The 14,754-nt window shown below is 70.3% G+C and carries 12 protein-coding genes; 6 read left to right on the top strand and 6 right to left on the bottom strand.

Translation table 11 applies throughout. From position 1 onward, the window contains the following. Positions 1-27 precede the first annotated feature (27 nt). Positions 28-2,103 carry a glycogen debranching protein GlgX gene (gene glgX, locus ACFVDP_RS02580; RefSeq protein ID WP_383484281.1) on the bottom strand — a complete coding sequence of 692 codons (2,076 nt, stop codon included), beginning with the start codon at positions 2,101-2,103 and terminating at the stop codon, positions 28-30. An 8-nt stretch (positions 2,104-2,111) separates the two neighbouring features. After that, on the bottom strand, positions 2,112-2,603 hold the full coding sequence (locus ACFVDP_RS02585; RefSeq protein ID WP_383482030.1) for a pep a2: 492 nt from the start codon (positions 2,601-2,603) through the stop codon (positions 2,112-2,114). 287 nt (positions 2,604-2,890) lie between these two features. Here ACFVDP_RS02585 and ACFVDP_RS02590 point away from each other — a divergent pair, with 287 nt between their 5' ends. The 5 genes from ACFVDP_RS02590 (at position 2,891) to glgB (ending at position 10,651) form a co-directional block, all read left to right on the top strand. Then, positions 2,891-3,130: a DUF5133 domain-containing protein gene (locus tag ACFVDP_RS02590; protein WP_383482033.1), complete on the top strand. Its 240-nt coding sequence runs from the start codon at positions 2,891-2,893 to the stop codon at positions 3,128-3,130. Positions 3,131-3,166: 36 nt separating this feature from the next. Next, positions 3,167-5,140 carry a maltotransferase domain-containing protein gene (locus ACFVDP_RS02595; protein WP_383482034.1) on the top strand — a complete coding sequence of 658 codons (1,974 nt, stop codon included), beginning with the start codon at positions 3,167-3,169 and terminating at the stop codon, positions 5,138-5,140. 70 nt (positions 5,141-5,210) lie between these two features. Then, entirely contained in the window at positions 5,211-6,935 is a 1,725-nt protein-coding gene (gene treS, locus ACFVDP_RS02600; RefSeq protein ID WP_383482037.1) for a maltose alpha-D-glucosyltransferase, read from the top strand. A gap of 6 nt (positions 6,936-6,941) precedes the next feature. Next, a complete protein-coding gene (locus ACFVDP_RS02605) occupies positions 6,942-8,333 on the top strand; it encodes a phosphotransferase (protein ID WP_383482040.1) in 1,392 nt (463 codons plus the stop codon). 38 nt (positions 8,334-8,371) lie between these two features. Beyond that, positions 8,372-10,651 carry a 1,4-alpha-glucan branching enzyme gene (gene glgB, locus ACFVDP_RS02610; protein ID WP_383482042.1) on the top strand — a complete coding sequence of 760 codons (2,280 nt, stop codon included), beginning with the start codon at positions 8,372-8,374 and terminating at the stop codon, positions 10,649-10,651. Positions 10,652-10,723: 72 nt separating this feature from the next. Here the strand turns inward: glgB and ACFVDP_RS02615 are convergent, their stop codons facing one another. From ACFVDP_RS02615 to ACFVDP_RS02630, 4 genes are all read right to left on the bottom strand, one after another. Continuing rightward, positions 10,724-11,161, bottom strand: coding sequence for a DUF937 domain-containing protein (locus tag ACFVDP_RS02615; protein WP_383482045.1), 438 nt, complete (start codon positions 11,159-11,161; stop codon positions 10,724-10,726). Positions 11,162-11,226: 65 nt separating this feature from the next. Then, the gene (locus tag ACFVDP_RS02620; protein ID WP_383482048.1) at positions 11,227-11,736 is read right to left on the bottom strand and encodes an SRPBCC family protein; all 510 of its coding nucleotides are present in this window, start codon (positions 11,734-11,736) and stop codon (positions 11,227-11,229) included. Positions 11,737-11,871: 135 nt separating this feature from the next. Then, complete coding sequence (locus ACFVDP_RS02625; RefSeq protein WP_383482051.1) at positions 11,872-13,599, bottom strand: thiamine pyrophosphate-dependent enzyme; 1,728 nt, start codon at positions 13,597-13,599, stop codon at positions 11,872-11,874. Between the two features lie 53 nt (positions 13,600-13,652). Then, positions 13,653-13,796 (bottom strand): hypothetical protein, encoded by a 144-nt coding sequence (locus ACFVDP_RS02630; protein WP_383482054.1) that lies wholly within the window; start codon positions 13,794-13,796, stop codon positions 13,653-13,655. 98 nt (positions 13,797-13,894) lie between these two features. On the opposite strand from ACFVDP_RS02630, the gene ACFVDP_RS02635 reads away from it, so the two are divergent. Further along, positions 13,895-14,653 (top strand): esterase/lipase family protein, encoded by a 759-nt coding sequence (locus ACFVDP_RS02635; RefSeq protein ID WP_383482057.1) that lies wholly within the window; start codon positions 13,895-13,897, stop codon positions 14,651-14,653. The last annotated feature ends 101 nt before the right edge of the window (positions 14,654-14,754 follow it).

Below are 14,754 nucleotides of genomic sequence, written 5' to 3' on the forward strand. Positions count from 1 at the left end.
CGGCGGATCCCTTCCGCACGACGTCCGTCAGGCATTCTCCCGCAGCGGCGGCCGCGAGAGCACGACGAGCCCGCGTGACTCGACGATGAGCCGCGTGCCGGCCTTGTGTTCCTTCTCGTCGGGGTCGCCGGACGGCTCCGCGGTGTCGATGAGGGTCGTCCAGGTCGCTCCGTACGCCGCGTCGGGCAGCCGGAACTCCATGGGCTCCCAGTAGCAGTTGAACAGCATCAGGAAGGAGTCGTCCACGACGGGGTCGCCGAGCGGGTCGGGTTCGGTGATCGCGTCGCCGTTGAGGAAGACGGCGAGTGCGTGGGCGTCGGGCCACCGCCAGTCCTTGGACGTCATCTCGGCGCCGTCGGGGCGCAGCCAGACCAGGTCCGGCAGCCGCAGCTCGTCGTCGTGCCGGGCGCTGTCGCCCCAGAAGAAGCGGCGTCGGCGCAGGACGGGATGGGCGGTGCGCAGGGCTCCGAGTTGCCGGGTGAAGTCGAGCAGGGACGCGTCCTCGTCCGTCAACTCCCAGTCGATCCAGGTGAGTTCGCCGTCCTGGCAGTAGGCGTTGTTGTTGCCGTCCTGCGTGCGGCCGAGTTCGTCGCCATGGCTCAGCATCGGGATGCCCTGCGAGAGCATGAGCGTAGCCAGGAAGTTGCGCTGCTGCCGGGCCCGCAGTGCTCGTACGTCCGGCGCGTCGGTGGGTCCTTCCGCACCGCAGTTCCAGGACCGGTTGTCGCTCTCGCCGTCGCGGTTGCCCTCGCCGTTGGCCTCGTTGTGCTTGGTGTCGTACGAGGTCAGGTCGCGCAGCGTGAAACCGTCGTGCGCGGTGATGAAGTTGACGCTCGCGCGGGGCCTGCGCCGGTCGTGCTGGTAAAGGTCGGCGGAACCGGTCAGGCGGGAGGCGAACTCGGGGAGGGAGCGCTCGCGCGCGCACCAGAAGTCCCGCACGCTGTCGCGGTACTTGCCGTTCCACTCGGACCACAGCGGAGGGAAGTTGCCGACCTGGTAGCCGCCGTCACCGACGTCCCACGGCTCGGCGATCAGCTTCACGCGGCTGATGACGGGGTCCTGCTGAATGAGGTCGAAGAAGGCGGAGAGCCGGTCCACCTCGTGGAACTGCCGCGCCAAGGTGGCCGCGAGGTCGAAGCGGAAGCCGTCGACATGGCATTCGGTGACCCAGTAGCGCAGCGAGTCCATGATCAGCTGGAGGACGTTGGGGTGGCGCATCAGCAGGCTGTTGCCGGTGCCCGTCGTGTCGTAGTAGCGGCTGAAGTCGTCGTCGGCCAGGCGGTAGTACGAGGCGTTGTCGATGCCGCGGAAGGAGAGCGTGGGCCCCTTCTCGTTGCCCTCGGCCGTGTGGTTGTAGACGACGTCGAGGATCACTTCGAGGCCGGCCGCGTGCAGCGCCTTGACCATGTTCTTGAACTCGTCGACCTGCTGGCCGAGTGTGCCGGTGGCGGCGTAGGCGTGGTGGGGCGCGAAGAAGCCGATCGTGTTGTAGCCCCAGTAGTTCGACAGGCCGCGGTCCAGCAGGAAACCGTCCTGGACGAACTGGTGGATCGGCATGAGTTCGACCGCGGTCACCTTCAGGGACGTGAGGTGGTCCAGGACCGCCTCGCTCGCCAGTCCGGCGTAGGTGCCGCGCAACTCCTCGGGCACTCCGGGGTGGGTGCGGGTCAGGCCGCGCACATGTGCTTCGTAGATGACGGAGTCGGTGTAGGCGTGCCGCGGGGGCTCGTCGGTCCCCCAGTCGAAGGCCGGGTCGACGACGACTCCGCACAGGCCCTGGGCGAAACCGGCGTCGCGCGGGCCTTGTTCGTGGACCGCGCGCGCGTAGGGATCGAGGAGGAAGGCGGAGGCGTCGCAGCGGGCTCCGGACGCGGGCTGCCAGGGGCCGTGCACGCGGTAGCCGTAGCGCTGCCCCGGGCCGATGTCCGGCAGGTAGCCGTGCCACACGAAACCGTCGACGTCGGGGAGCGTCACCGTGCGCTCGGTGCCGTCGGCGTCCACCAGGATCAGGTCGACCTGCTCGGCCACGGCGCTGAACAGGGCGAAGTTCGTTCCCCGACCGTCGTGGGCCGCCCCGAGGGGATAGGGGCGGCCCGGGCGCACGGACGTCGTCACGAAGCCGCCTCGACGGCTCGCGGCACCGCGACGCCGATCATGGGCACCTCGGCGCGCGGCACCTGCCGGGTGGCGTCCGTCGACGGGACGGGCAGCGTGTGGGCCAGCGGCTCGCGGTCGCCGGTGCGGCTGCGCAGCGAGAACCAGACGATGCGCCGGGCATGCGCGGTGCAGCTGCCCCAGCCGTCGCTCAGCGCGGCGACGCGGCTCAGGCACGCCAGGACGGCGTCGCCGTGTCCGGCGCGGATCGCGTCCTGGTGGGAGACGGCGGTGATCAGGTGCTGACCGGTCCACCACGTCTCGACGGTCAGCGCGGCGTCGCCGCCGGCGGCCTCCATCAGCAGTCCGAGCCCCCGGGTCGCGGGCGTCGCCAGTTTCTCCAGCCCCCAGTACCGGAGGTGGGCGGCGACGATGCGCTGCACCTGGCCGACGCGTTCCGGCTCTGCGTCCACCTCGACGTGGTAGTAGCGGGGCACTGTCCGGTTCATGATGTCTGCTCCTCACAGCGGAGCTCGCGCCCGTCGTCACGACGGGTCCGTGCGCACAGAGCGTGAGCACTGCTTCTTCGAGAGTCAGGGTTCAGCCTCACCCCGCTACTCCATTCGTGCAACACGAGAGTGATCGACTCGTGACACTCGGCTCAACAGGACGGATGGCGATTCGCCCCGCACGATGGTGGAGGAGCCGCCGGGTGTGACCGGCCGCTCCCTCTCCGCACACGGTGTTCGGGCTCCCCGGGTCCGGCGGTGCGGATCCCAGGAGGTCGACGGCTGCCATGGACGCATCGCGTGCCGACGTGGACATCGGGCCGAGCCTGCGGCGTTATCGCCGATGGGAACGGTGCTTCCTCGCCGCCCCCGCCGACGCCGATGTCCGCGCAGGGTTCGAGCGGGCGGTCGCGGCGCTGTGTGCCGCGACCGGCGAACGGTGCGGCCGGGAGGCCGCGGCGACGGCGGAACGTCTGCTGCGAGCACCGGAACGAACTGAGCGGACCGCGGTGACGACTCTCGTGTGACCCCGACTGGGGCGCACAGCCCAAGAGGTGAGACCGATGGCAGCGGTGCAGCAGCAGGTGCCCGTCTCGATCGAGCGGGTAGGGCCCCAGGTCGAGGGGGGCCTGGCCACGGCGAAGGCGGTGGTCGGCGAGACGTTCCCGGTCACGGCCACGGTGTTCGTGGAGGGGACGGCGATCGTGCGGGCGCGGGCCGTGCTCCGCGCTCCCGACGGACGTGCCGCTCAACTCGGCACGATGTGCGAGGTGAAGCCGGGCGAGGACCGGTGGAGCGGCGATGTCACCCCGTCCGCGCCCGGCCTGTGGAGCTTCCGCGTCGAGGCCTGGTGCGATCCCGTGGCCACGTGGCAGCGCGACGCCGCCCTGAAAGTCGCGGCCGCCACGGACATCGACCTCACGCTGGAGGAAGGCGCCCTTCTCCTGGAACGGGTCCTCGCCGGCTTGTCCGGCGACGCCCCCTCCGAAGCGATCGTGCGCGCCGCCCTGGACGTGCTGTGCGACGGAAGCCGTGACGCCGCGGACCGGCTCGCGGCGACGGCGGCGCCGGAGCTCCGCGCCGTCCTGGAGTCGCACCCCTTGCGCGAGCGCCTGACCGAGAGCGCACCGCTGCCGCTGCTCGTGGAGCGGGAGCGGGCGTTGTACGGCTCCTGGTACGAGTTCTTCCCGCGCTCCGAAGGCGCGGTCCTCGAACCCGGAAAGCCGCCGGTGAGCGGGACGTTCGCGACGGCGGCGAGGCGGCTCACGGCGATCGCGGAGATGGGTTTCGACGTGGTGTACCTCCCGCCGATCCATCCGATCGGGACCACGTTCCGCAAGGGTCCCGACAACTCGCTCGCGCCGGGTCCGCACGATGTGGGCGTGCCGTGGGCGATCGGTTCGCCGGAGGGCGGGCACGACACGGTGCATCCGGATCTGGGGACACTGGAGGACTTCGACGCGTTCGTGGCGCGGGCGCGCGAGCTGGGTCTGGAGATCGCCCTCGACTTCGCGCTGCAGTGCTCCCCCGATCACCCGTGGGTGGACAAGCACCCGGAGTGGTTCCGGCAGCGGCCCGACGGATCGATCGCGTACGCGGAGAACCCGCCGAAGAAGTACCAGGACATCTATCCGATCGCCTTCGACCGGGACCTGCCGGGCCTTGTCACGGAGACCACGCGGATCCTGCGGCACTGGATGGCCCACGGGGTGCGGATCTTCCGGGTGGACAATCCGCACACCAAGCCGGTGGTGTTCTGGGAGCGGGTCGTCGCGGACATCAACCGCACCGACCCCGACGTCGTCTTACTGGCCGAGGCGTTCACGCGCCCGGCGATGATGCGCGCCCTCGCCGCGGCCGGTCTCCAGCAGTCGTACACGTACTTCACATGGCGCAACACCAAGCGCGAACTCACTGCTTACGTCGATGAGTTGGCTCGGGAGACGGCGTCGGTGATGCGTCCGAACTTCTTCGTGAACACGCCAGACATCCTGCCCGAGTTCCTGCAGCACGGCGGGCGGGCCGCCTTCGAACTGCGTGCGGTGCTGGCCGCCACGCTGTCGCCCGCCTGGGGTGTCTACAGCGGCTACGAACTCTGCGAGAACACCCCCCTGCGCGCAGGCAGCGAGGAGTATCTGCACTCCGAGAAGTACGAACTGCGGCCCCGCGACTGGGAGTCGGCGGCGCGCGAGGGGCGGACGATCGCTCCGCTGATCACCGCGCTCAACGACATCCGGCGCCGCAGCCCGGCACTGCGGCAACTGCGCGACGTGCACTTCCATCACGCCGATCAGGACGACGTGCTCGTGTACTCCAAGCGCGGCGGTACGAACACGGTCCTGGTGGTCGTGAACCTCGACCCGCATCACGCCCGGGAAGCGACGGTGTCGCTCGACTGCGCGCAGCTGAACGTGGCTCCGGACGCCTCGTTCCCCGTACACGACGAGCTGACCGGTGCGACCTACACGTGGGGCGCCACCAACTACGTCCGCCTGGTTCCGGGCGAGTCGCCCGCACACGTCTTCACCGTCGGCTGAGCCCCCGGCGCCCGAGCCCCGGCTCGCTCTGTCAGAACCCGCAAGGACGCTGCAACGGAGGGAGATCACCATGACCATCCATGACCCGACGCCGAACCCACCCCGTTCCACCGGGCGGCGGGATCCGGACTGGTTCAAACGTGCCGTCTTCTACGAGGCGCTGGTCCGCTCGTTCTACGACAGCAACGGGGACGGTGTCGGCGACTTGAAGGGCATCACGGCGAAACTGGATTACCTCCAGTGGCTGGGCATCGACGCGATCTGGCTGCCTCCCTTCTTCAAGTCGCCGTTGCGGGACGGTGGTTACGACGTCGCCAACCACATCGCCGCGCTGCCGGAGTTCGGTGAGCTGACGGACTTCGTGGAGTTCGTGGACGCCGCGCACCAGCGCGGGATGCGCGTCATCATCGACTTCGTCATGAACCACACGAGCGACCAGCACGAGTGGTTCCAGCAGTCCCGCTCGGACCCCGAGGGACCGTACGGCGACTACTACGTCTGGGCGGACGACGACAAGCAGTACCAGGACGCCCGCATCATCTTCGTCGACACCGAGGCCTCCAACTGGACCTTCGACCCGGTCCGCAAGCAGTACTTCTGGCACCGCTTCTTCTCCCACCAGCCGGACCTCAACTACGAGAACCCGGCCGTCCAGGAGGAGATCCTCGCCGCCCTGCGCTTCTGGCTCGACCTCGGCATCGACGGATTCCGCCTCGACGCCGTCCCCTACCTCTACGCCGAGGAAGGAACGGACTGCGAGAACCTTCCGGCGACGCACGCATTCCTCAAGCGGGTTCGCAAGGAGATCGACGCCCAGTATCCCGATGTCGTCATCCTCGCCGAGGCCAACCAGTGGCCGGAGGACGTCGTCGACTACTTCGGCGACTACCAGACCGGCGGCGACGAATGCCACATGGCGTTCCACTTCCCCGTCATGCCCCGCATCTTCATGGCCGTGCGGCGGGAGTCGCGCCACCCCGTCTCCGAGGTCCTCGCGAAGACCCCGGCCATTCCCTCCGGCTGCCAGTGGGGCATCTTCCTGCGCAACCACGACGAGCTCACCCTCGAAATGGTCACCGACGAGGAACGCGACTACATGTACGCGGAGTACGCCAAGGACCCGCGCATGCGGGCGAACATCGGCATCCGGCGCCGCCTGGCCACACTCCTGGACAACGACCGCAACCAGATCGAACTGTTCACCGCCCTGCTTCTCTCCCTGCCCGGCTCCCCGATCCTCTACTACGGCGACGAGATCGGCATGGGCGACAACATCTGGCTCGGCGACCGCGACGCCGTCCGTACACCGATGCAGTGGACGCCCGACCGCAACGCCGGCTTCTCCTCCTGCGACCCCGGCCGGCTCTCCCTTCCACCGGTCATGGATCCGGTCTACGGCTACCAGGTCACGAACGTCGAGGCGTCGATGTCCTCGCCCTCCTCGCTCCTGCACTGGACGCGCCGCATGATCGAGGTCCGCAAGCAGAACCCGGCGTTCGGCCTCGGCTCCTACCAGGAACTTCCCTCCTCCAACGGCGCCGTTCTGGCCTTCCTGCGCGAGTACAAGGACGACCTGGTCCTGTGCGTCCACAACTTCTCCCGCTTCGCCCAGCCCACCGAGCTCGATCTCCGGATCTTCAGCGGCCGGCACCCGGTCGAGCTCATCGGCGACGTCCGGTTCCCCGCGATCGGTGAACTGCCCTACCTGCTCACTCTCGCGGGGCACGGCTTCTACTGGTTCCGGCTGCGCGGCACATGCCTCACCCCTCGTGTCGCTCACCACGATTGGACCTGATCCGCCATGACCACCTCGACCACGTCCCTCTCGGCCGCGTCCCTCCCGACCCCGTCGTCCTCGGCCATGTCCCTGCTGACCGAGCCCGCTGACACGCGCGGGCGGCTCGCCGCGCTGCTGGCGCGCTGGCTGCCCGACCAGCGCTGGTTCGCCGGCCGCGACAACAAGATCACGAGCCTGTCCGTGGTCGCGGCGACGGAGGTCACGCCCGGCTGCTTCCACCTTCTGGTCAGGGTCGAGCACCGCGGCGAACCGGACTGCGTGCACTACCAGTTGCTGCTGGGCGCGAGCACCGACGTGCCGCCGCGGTTGCGCGGCCACGTCATCGGCGAGGTCGAGGGACCCACCGGCAGGGGCTTGCTGGTGTACGACGCCGTGCACGACCAGCGCGCGACGGTGCTGCTCCTGGACCGCATCCGCAGGGGCGGCACCATGGGGAACCTGCGCTTCGAGTCGTTCCCGCGCACGGGTGTCCCGAGCAACCTCGCGCCCCGCGTCCTGGACGTCGAGCAGTCGAACACCTCGATCGTCTACGGCGACCGGCTCATCCTCAAGCTCTTCCGGCGGGTGCAGCCCGGTATCAACCCCGACCTGGAGGTGCCGACCGTGCTGGCGCGGCACGGCTACGCGCAGGGCCTCGCGCCCACGGCCTGGTTCCACTCGTTCGCGCCGTTCTTCGCGACGCTGGGAGTCGTCCAGCCGTACCTCGCCGACGCGACGGACGGGTGGACGCTGGCCCGGGACTCCGCCCAATCACCCTTGGGACGAGCGGAGTTCATCGAAGAGGCCCGTGGTCTGGGCCGGGCGACGGCCGCGCTCCACGTGGCCCTGTCCGAGTCGTTCCCCGTCACCGCGGCTCCCGCGGACCACACCGTACGGCTGGCGGACGCCATGACGAACCGGCTGCGGCACGCGGCCTCTCTCGTACCGGCACTGCGCGCGTACGTACCGGCGCTGAACGCCGTCTTCGCCGAGTTCGCGCAGGCGGGCACCGATCTGCCGTTGCAGCGGGTCCATGGCGATCTCCATCTGGGGCAGGTGCTGCGGGCCGGCGGCGACTGGCACATCGTCGACTTCGAGGGCGAGCCGGCCAAGCCACTGACGGAGCGGCGGGGCGACCACTCCCCCGTCGGTGATGTCGCGGGCATGCTCCGGTCGTTCGACTACGCGGCCCACATCGGCGACTCGCCGCGCCCGGAGTGGGCCGAGCACACCCGGGCCACGTTCTGCGGCGGGTACGCCGAGGTCGGCCGGTTCGATCCGCGGGGCATCGCGGTGGTGCTGCGCGCGCACGAAGCGGACCGGGCCGTCTACGAGGTCGTCTACGAGGCGGGCCACCGCCCCGACTGGCTCACCGTGCCCATGGCGGCCGTGGCACGTCTGTGCCGCACCCTCTGATCACTCATCATCCGTCCCCGTCAAGGGAGTTCCCTCCGATGGCCGTCGCCGAAGTGGACCCGACCACCCTCCACCGTGCGCGCCCCGCGCCCGCCTTGGACGCGGACGACCGCGGCCGGCTGTTGCGCGGGGAGCACCACGATCCGCACGCCGTCCTGGGCGCCCACCCGGGCCCCGGCGGAGTGGTCGTGCGCTGTCTGCGTCCGCACGCGCGCGCCGTCTCCGTCGTCGCGGGTCCCGCCTCCTGGGCGCTGCACGACGAGGGCGACGGCCTCTTCACAGGGACGGTGCCGGGCTCGGGAGCAGCGCAGGGCTCGGCGGCGGTGCTCGGCGAGGGCCCGGTGCTGGGCGGGTACCGGCTGCGCGTCGCCTATCCGGAGGCCGCTGTCGAGGTCGACGACCCGTACAGCTTCCCGCCCACCCTCGGGGAACTGGACCTGCACCTCGTCTCCGAGGGCCGGCACGAGGAACTCTGGACCGTGCTCGGCGCCCATGTGCAGGAGCGGCGGGGAGTGCGGGGCACCCGGTTCGCCGTGTGGGCCCCCGATGCCAGGGGCGTACGGGTGCGCGGGGACTTCAACCACTGGGACGGCACGGCACTGCCGATGCGCTCACTGGGGAGCTCCGGCGTCTGGGAGCTGTTCGTCCCGGGTGTCGGCGCGGGCGCCCTGTACAAGTTCGAGATCACGGGTCCCGACGGCACTCGCCTGGAGCGCTCGGACCCGATGGCCCGGCGCACCCAGGTGCCGCCCGCGACCGCGTCGGTCGTGACGGACAGCGACTTCGTATGGGGCGACGAGGACTGGATGCGGCGGCGCGGCGACCGGCCCGCCCACTCGGCGCCCCTGTCCGTGTACGAGGTGCACCTGGCCTCGTGGCGCCCGGGTGCGACCTACCGCGAGCTGGCCACTGAACTGGTGCACTACGTAGCGGAGTTGGGGTTCACGCACGTAGAGCTGCTGCCCGTGGCCGAGCATCCCTTCGGCGGCTCCTGGGGCTACCAGGTCACCGGCTTCTACGCCCCGACCGCGCGCCTCGGCACCCCCGACGACTTCAGGTACTTCGTCGACACCCTGCACCGGGCGGGCATCGGCGTTCTCCTCGACTGGGTGCCGGGGCATTTCCCCCGCGACGCGTGGGCGTTGGCCGACTTCGACGGACGTCCCCTGTACGAACCGCAGGACCCGGTGCGGGCCGCCCACCCCGACTGGGGCACGCTCGTCTTCGACTTCGGACGCCGCGAAGTGCGCAACTTCCTCGTCGCCAACGCCGTGTACTGGTGCGAGGAGTTCCACATCGACGGCCTGCGCGTCGACGCCGTCGCCTCCATGCTCTACCTCGACTACTCCCGCGAGGAAGGACAGTGGACCCCGAACGAGCACGGCGGACGGGAGAACCTGGACGCTGTCGCCTTCCTCCAGGAGATGAACGCCACCCTCTACCGGCGCTGCCCCGGCATCGTCACCATCGCGGAGGAGTCGACCGCCTGGGACGGCGTGACGCGGCCGACGGACGAGGCGGCGGCGGGCGGTCACGGCGGTCTGGGCTTCGGCCTCAAGTGGAACATGGGCTGGTCCCACGACTCCTTGGCCTACATGGCCCACGATCCCGTCCACCGCCGCTACCACCACGACGAGTTGACGTTCTCGATGGTGTACGCGTACAGCGAGCACTACGTCCTGCCGGTCTCGCACGACGAGGTCGTCCACGGGAAGCGGTCGCTCGTGTCGAAGATGCCGGGCGACTGGTGGCGGCAGCGCGCCGACCACCGTGCCTACCTGGCCTACATGTGGGCCCACCCCGGCAAGAAGCTGCTGTTCATGGGGCAGGAGTTCGCGCAGGGCGCCGAATGGTCCGAGGCCGAGGGGCCCCAATGGTGGGTGCTCGGCGCGGACCATCCCGGGCACGAGGACCACCGGGGCGTCCAGCGCCTGGTGGCCGACCTCAACCACCTGTACACGGCGCGGCCGGCCCTCTGGGAGCGGGACGGTGACCCCGCCGGTTTCTCCTGGGCCGAGCCGGACGCCGCGGACGACAACGTCCTCGCGTTCGTCCGCCACACCTGCGACGGCGCCCCGCTGCTGGCCGTCGTCAACTTCGCCCCCGTGGTGCGCGACGACTACCGGATCGGTGTCCCGGAGACGGCGACGGGATCCTGGCACGAGGTCCTCAACACCGACGCACGGCGCTACGGCGGCAGCGGCGTCCTCAACGAGAGCCTGCTCCCCCAGTCCTCCACCGCCCACCACGGCTCCCCGGCCTCGATCACCCTGCGGCTCCCGCCGCTCGGGGCGGTGTGGCTCAGCCCGATGCCGTAGCCGGCCCAGGAGAACGCCGAAGAACCGAAGGGCCGACGGACCGAAGAACCGCGACCGGCGCCGTCGCCCCGACTACTTCTTGCGTGCGGCCCGCTTGCTCAGTACGGCCAGGATCACGGGGATGACCAGCTCGATCCCGCGGGCCACGTTCGCCGCGGGCAGACCCGTCTTCTTCGCGATCACGTTGGCCGCCGGACGGCTCATCCGGGACAGGAGTCCGGCCAGCAGCCCGCCGGAAGCCATCCCGCCCAGGCCACCGAGCGTGGCCACGCCCTGGAGCGGCGGCTGGGCCGCTTCATCGATGGCCTCCCGCACCTCCCGGGCGCCGTCGGGCCCTTCCTCGGAACGCTCGCGCAGACCGCCCGACAGGACCGACACCGTGTTGCCCAGGACGTCCTGCGCGCCCGACGCGTCCGTGCCCAGCACCTCCGCGAGCTGCTGGATACCGTCGTCGCCGAGCTCGTCGAGGACATCCCGCTCCAGCGACCGCTCTCCCGATTCTTCGCTCATGCCCCAAACGCTAAGACGGTCCGCGAAGGTCGGCGACCGCACGCCGCCCGAGGCCGGGAGCCGGGTCAGGCGGCGTCGGCGCTCTCCAGCTCGCGTTTGAGGTTCTGGAGCGTCCGGTCGATGTTCCGGGTCTGGAAGTCGGCGAACGTGTGGCCCGAGGTGGCGAGACGGTCGAAGGTGTTCGCGACGAAGTCGGGCCAGGCGCGGCGGTCGTCGGTCCAGGTCTCCGTCACACGTGTGCCGTGCTCGGTCGGCTCGAAGCGGTACTCCCACGTGGCGATCGGCCCGCGCAGCCGGGGCCGGCGCGCACCGATCGCGTGGACGCGGAAGGCGAAGCGGCTGTCCGGATCGGCCGCGGTGACGGTGCACCGGGTGACCCACCGGAACCGTCCCCGCTTGTTGCGCCCGACGAACGACGTGCCCGCCACCGCCGGGCCCGCCGCGGCCTCACCCGTCGTGCCACGGTTCTCCGGGCTCCAACGGCCCATGTCCTCGGGGCGACTCACCGCCTGATAGGCGATCCGGGGCGCCACCCCGACCTCGATGCTCCTGCTCACGGTGAAAACGCGACCCACTGGAAGCCCTCTCCGGTCGAACTATTGGTTACCGATGAGTAGAGAGCATGACACGGAGCCGGATCGACGGGGAGGCCGGGATTTGCGGCGGACACGCACGGCGGAGAACTCGTCCACTGATCCGATCCGGTCGTTTCAGCTTCCCGTGCTGCGCAGGTTCTCCCGTACCTTGGCGATCGCGAAGCCCCAGCCCTGCTGGACGGTGGGCTTGGCGGGTACGGCGATCTCGTCGGGGTTGGTGAGGACGTCGAGGAGTACCGGTCCGGGTTCGGCGAAGGCGCGCGTGACGGCGTCGGCGAGGTCCTCGGGGCGTTCGACGCGGATGCCCTTGATGCCGAGAGCCTGGGCGACGGCGGCGAAGTCCGGGTTGTCCAGGACGGTGCCGAACTCGGGGAGACCGGCCTGTTCCTGTTCGAGCTTGACCATGCCCAGGCGCTGGTTGTCGAAGACGACAAGCTTGACCGGCAGCCGTTCGGTGCGGATCGTCATGAGGTCGCCGAGCAGCATCGACAGACCGCCGTCGCCGCAGAAGGCGACCGTCTGCCGGTCGCGGTCGAGCAGCTGGGCGCCGATGGCCTGCGGCATCGCGTTGGCCATGGAGCCGAGGTTGTAGGAGCCGATCAGCCGGCGGCTGCCGCGCATCTCGACGAACCGGGACAGCCAGACGGTGGCCATGCCGGTGTCGGAGGTGAAGACGGCGTCGTCGGCGGCCGCGGCGTCCACGGCGGCGGCGAGCGCCTCGGGCCGGATCAGCTGGTCGCGGTTGTCGAAGGCGGAGCGGACCTTGCCGATCAGCCCCTTGTCGTGGCCGGGGTCGGCGAGCCTGCGCTGCCCGTCCTGCCACTGGGTGAACTTCTCGCGGGCGGAGTCGAGGTGCTTGCGGTCCTCGCGGGCCGCGACCCGTTGCAGCAGTCCGCGCACGGTGGGGCCGACGTCGGCGGCGAGCGCCACGTCGACGGGGACGCGGCGGCCGATGTGCTCGGCGACCCGGTCGACCTGGACGACCTTCTTGCCCTCGGGATACCACTCGCGATACGGGAAGTCGGTGCCGAGCAGCACGAGGGTGTCGGCCTTGTCCATGGCGCGGGCGGCGGCCGGGTTTCCGATCAGGCCGGTCTGGCCGACCTGGAAGGGGTTGTCGCCCTCGAAGCCCTCCTTGGCCTTGAGGGTGAGGACCATGGGCGCGGCGAGCCGGTCGGCGAGGGCGAGCACGTCCTCCCGGGAGGTGCGGGCGCCGCGGCCGACGAGGAGGGTGATGTCGCCGCCGTCGTCGATGAGGCGGGCCGCCTCGTCGAGGTCGGGGTCGTCGGGGCGGTTCTCGGAGCCGGCGACGGACAACCGCGCGGGCCGGTCGGCGGGCAGTTCTTTGTCGCCGATGTCGCCGGGGACGGTGAGGACGGCGACGCCCCGGCGGCCGATGGCGGTGCGTACGGCGACCTCCAGGAGGCCGGGGAGCTGTTCGGGTGAGGTGATGGTCGCGCGGAAGACGGCCACGTCCTTGAACAGGAGGTCGTTGTCGACCTCCTGGAAGTAGTCGGTGCCCACCTCCGAGAGCGGGACCTGTCCGGCGACGGCGAGAACCGGGGTGCCGCTCTTGGCCGCGTCGTACAGGCCGTTGAGCAGGTGCACCGAGCCGGGGCCGACGGTGCCCATGCAGACGCCGAGAGTGTCGGTGAGCTGTGACTGGGCGCCGGCCGCGAACGCGGCGGCCTCCTCGTGGCGGCAGCCGACCCAGGAGAGGGTCTCGGAGGAACGGATGGCGTCGGTGAGCGGGTTGAGCGCGTCACCGACGACGCCGAAGACGTGCCGCACGCCGAGCTCTTCCAGCGTGTCGGTGAAAAGGCGGGCGACGGTGCGGGACATAGAAAGGTGTCCTTCCTGAGGTGTCGAGTGCCGGATGCTGCGGGGGGGGCGGGTCAGCCGGTGAAGCTGTCCGGGTCGGCGGCCGTCCAGCCGGCGGCCCGGCCGGCCGGCGGGTCCGCGGCGGCACCCAGAACGAGCGGGCCCACGGCCCCGAAGCACACCATGTCCGACCGGTTAACCGAGATCGGTCCGCTCATGTCTGTCACTGCACTGGCGATTTAGCCGATGGCGTCCGGCCCCGGCAGCACCACCCTGATCGGACCAGGTACCCGCACACCCCCGTCAGGAGGGCTCCATGGGCTCCACGCGTCATCGTCCCCCGCGCCGACTGGTCGGCGTACTCGCGGCCGTAGCCGTCGCGTTCACCCTCTTCTCCTCGGCCACGACGACGGCAGGCGCCGCCGACACCGCGGTCACGGCCGCGCAGGCCACCACCACGCGATCCGCCGCCGTCCAGCCGTTGTCCACCAGTACGCCGGTCGTCTTCGTCCACGGCTACACCGGCAACGCCTCCAACTGGGTCACCGCCATGAGCGTCTTCCGCGCCAACGGCTGGTCCAGTTCCAACCTCTTCGCCTACGAGTACAACTCGTACGGCAACAACATCACCAACGCCCAGGGCCTCGCCTCCTACGTCAACACCGTGAAGGCGAAGACCGGCGCGAGCAAGGTAGCCATCGTCAACCACTCGATGGGCGGGCTGGTCAGCCAGTACTACCTGAAGGTGCTGGGCGGCAACACCAGCGTCAGCCACCTCGCCTCGATCGCGGGCGCCAACCACGGCACCACCTACGCCAGCGCCTGTCTCGTCTACACGACGTGCCAGCAGATGTACCCGGGCTCCTCGTTCATCTCCCAGATCTCGTCCGGTGACGAGACGCCCGGCGACACCAAGTACGCCACCTGGTACTCGGCGTGCGACGGCGTGATCATCCCGTACACGAGCACCCGGCTCGACGGCGCGACCAACAACAACGTGGCCTGCCAGACCCACATCGGGTATCTGACGGACACGGCCGTGCTCGGGCAGATCGCCCGCTTCGTCGCTTCCTGATCGTCGCCCCCTGAGCACAGAAGTGGGGGGGGAGATGGAGGGCGGGGGTACATCTCCCCCTCCCTGGGCATACCCAGGGTGGGGTCAGGGGGGCAGACGGG

It is taken from the genome of Streptomyces sp. NPDC057694 (genome assembly GCF_042799415.1).
GTDB lineage: Bacteria > Actinomycetota > Actinomycetes > Streptomycetales > Streptomycetaceae > Streptomyces.

Bases quoted from the DNA above. Each gene is read 5' to 3' on its own strand.
- ACFVDP_RS02595 (WP_383482034.1), top strand. From the start codon at position 3,167: ATGGCAGCGGTGCAGCAGCAGGTGCCCGTCTCGATCGAGCGGGTAGGG.
- ACFVDP_RS02590 (WP_383482033.1), top strand. From the start codon at position 2,891: ATGGACGCATCGCGTGCCGACGTGGACATCGGGCCGAGCCTGCGGCGT.
- glgB (WP_383482042.1), top strand. From the start codon at position 8,372: ATGGCCGTCGCCGAAGTGGACCCGACCACCCTCCACCGTGCGCGCCCC.
- ACFVDP_RS02630 (WP_383482054.1), bottom strand. From the start codon at position 13,796: ATGAGCGGACCGATCTCGGTTAACCGGTCGGACATGGTGTGCTTCGGG.
- ACFVDP_RS02605 (WP_383482040.1), top strand. From the start codon at position 6,942: ATGACCACCTCGACCACGTCCCTCTCGGCCGCGTCCCTCCCGACCCCG.
- treS (WP_383482037.1), top strand. From the start codon at position 5,211: ATGACCATCCATGACCCGACGCCGAACCCACCCCGTTCCACCGGGCGG.
- ACFVDP_RS02635 (WP_383482057.1), top strand. From the start codon at position 13,895: ATGGGCTCCACGCGTCATCGTCCCCCGCGCCGACTGGTCGGCGTACTC.
- ACFVDP_RS02625 (WP_383482051.1), bottom strand. From the start codon at position 13,599: ATGTCCCGCACCGTCGCCCGCCTTTTCACCGACACGCTGGAAGAGCTC.
- ACFVDP_RS02615 (WP_383482045.1), bottom strand. From the start codon at position 11,161: ATGAGCGAAGAATCGGGAGAGCGGTCGCTGGAGCGGGATGTCCTCGAC.
- ACFVDP_RS02585 (WP_383482030.1), bottom strand. From the start codon at position 2,603: ATGAACCGGACAGTGCCCCGCTACTACCACGTCGAGGTGGACGCAGAG.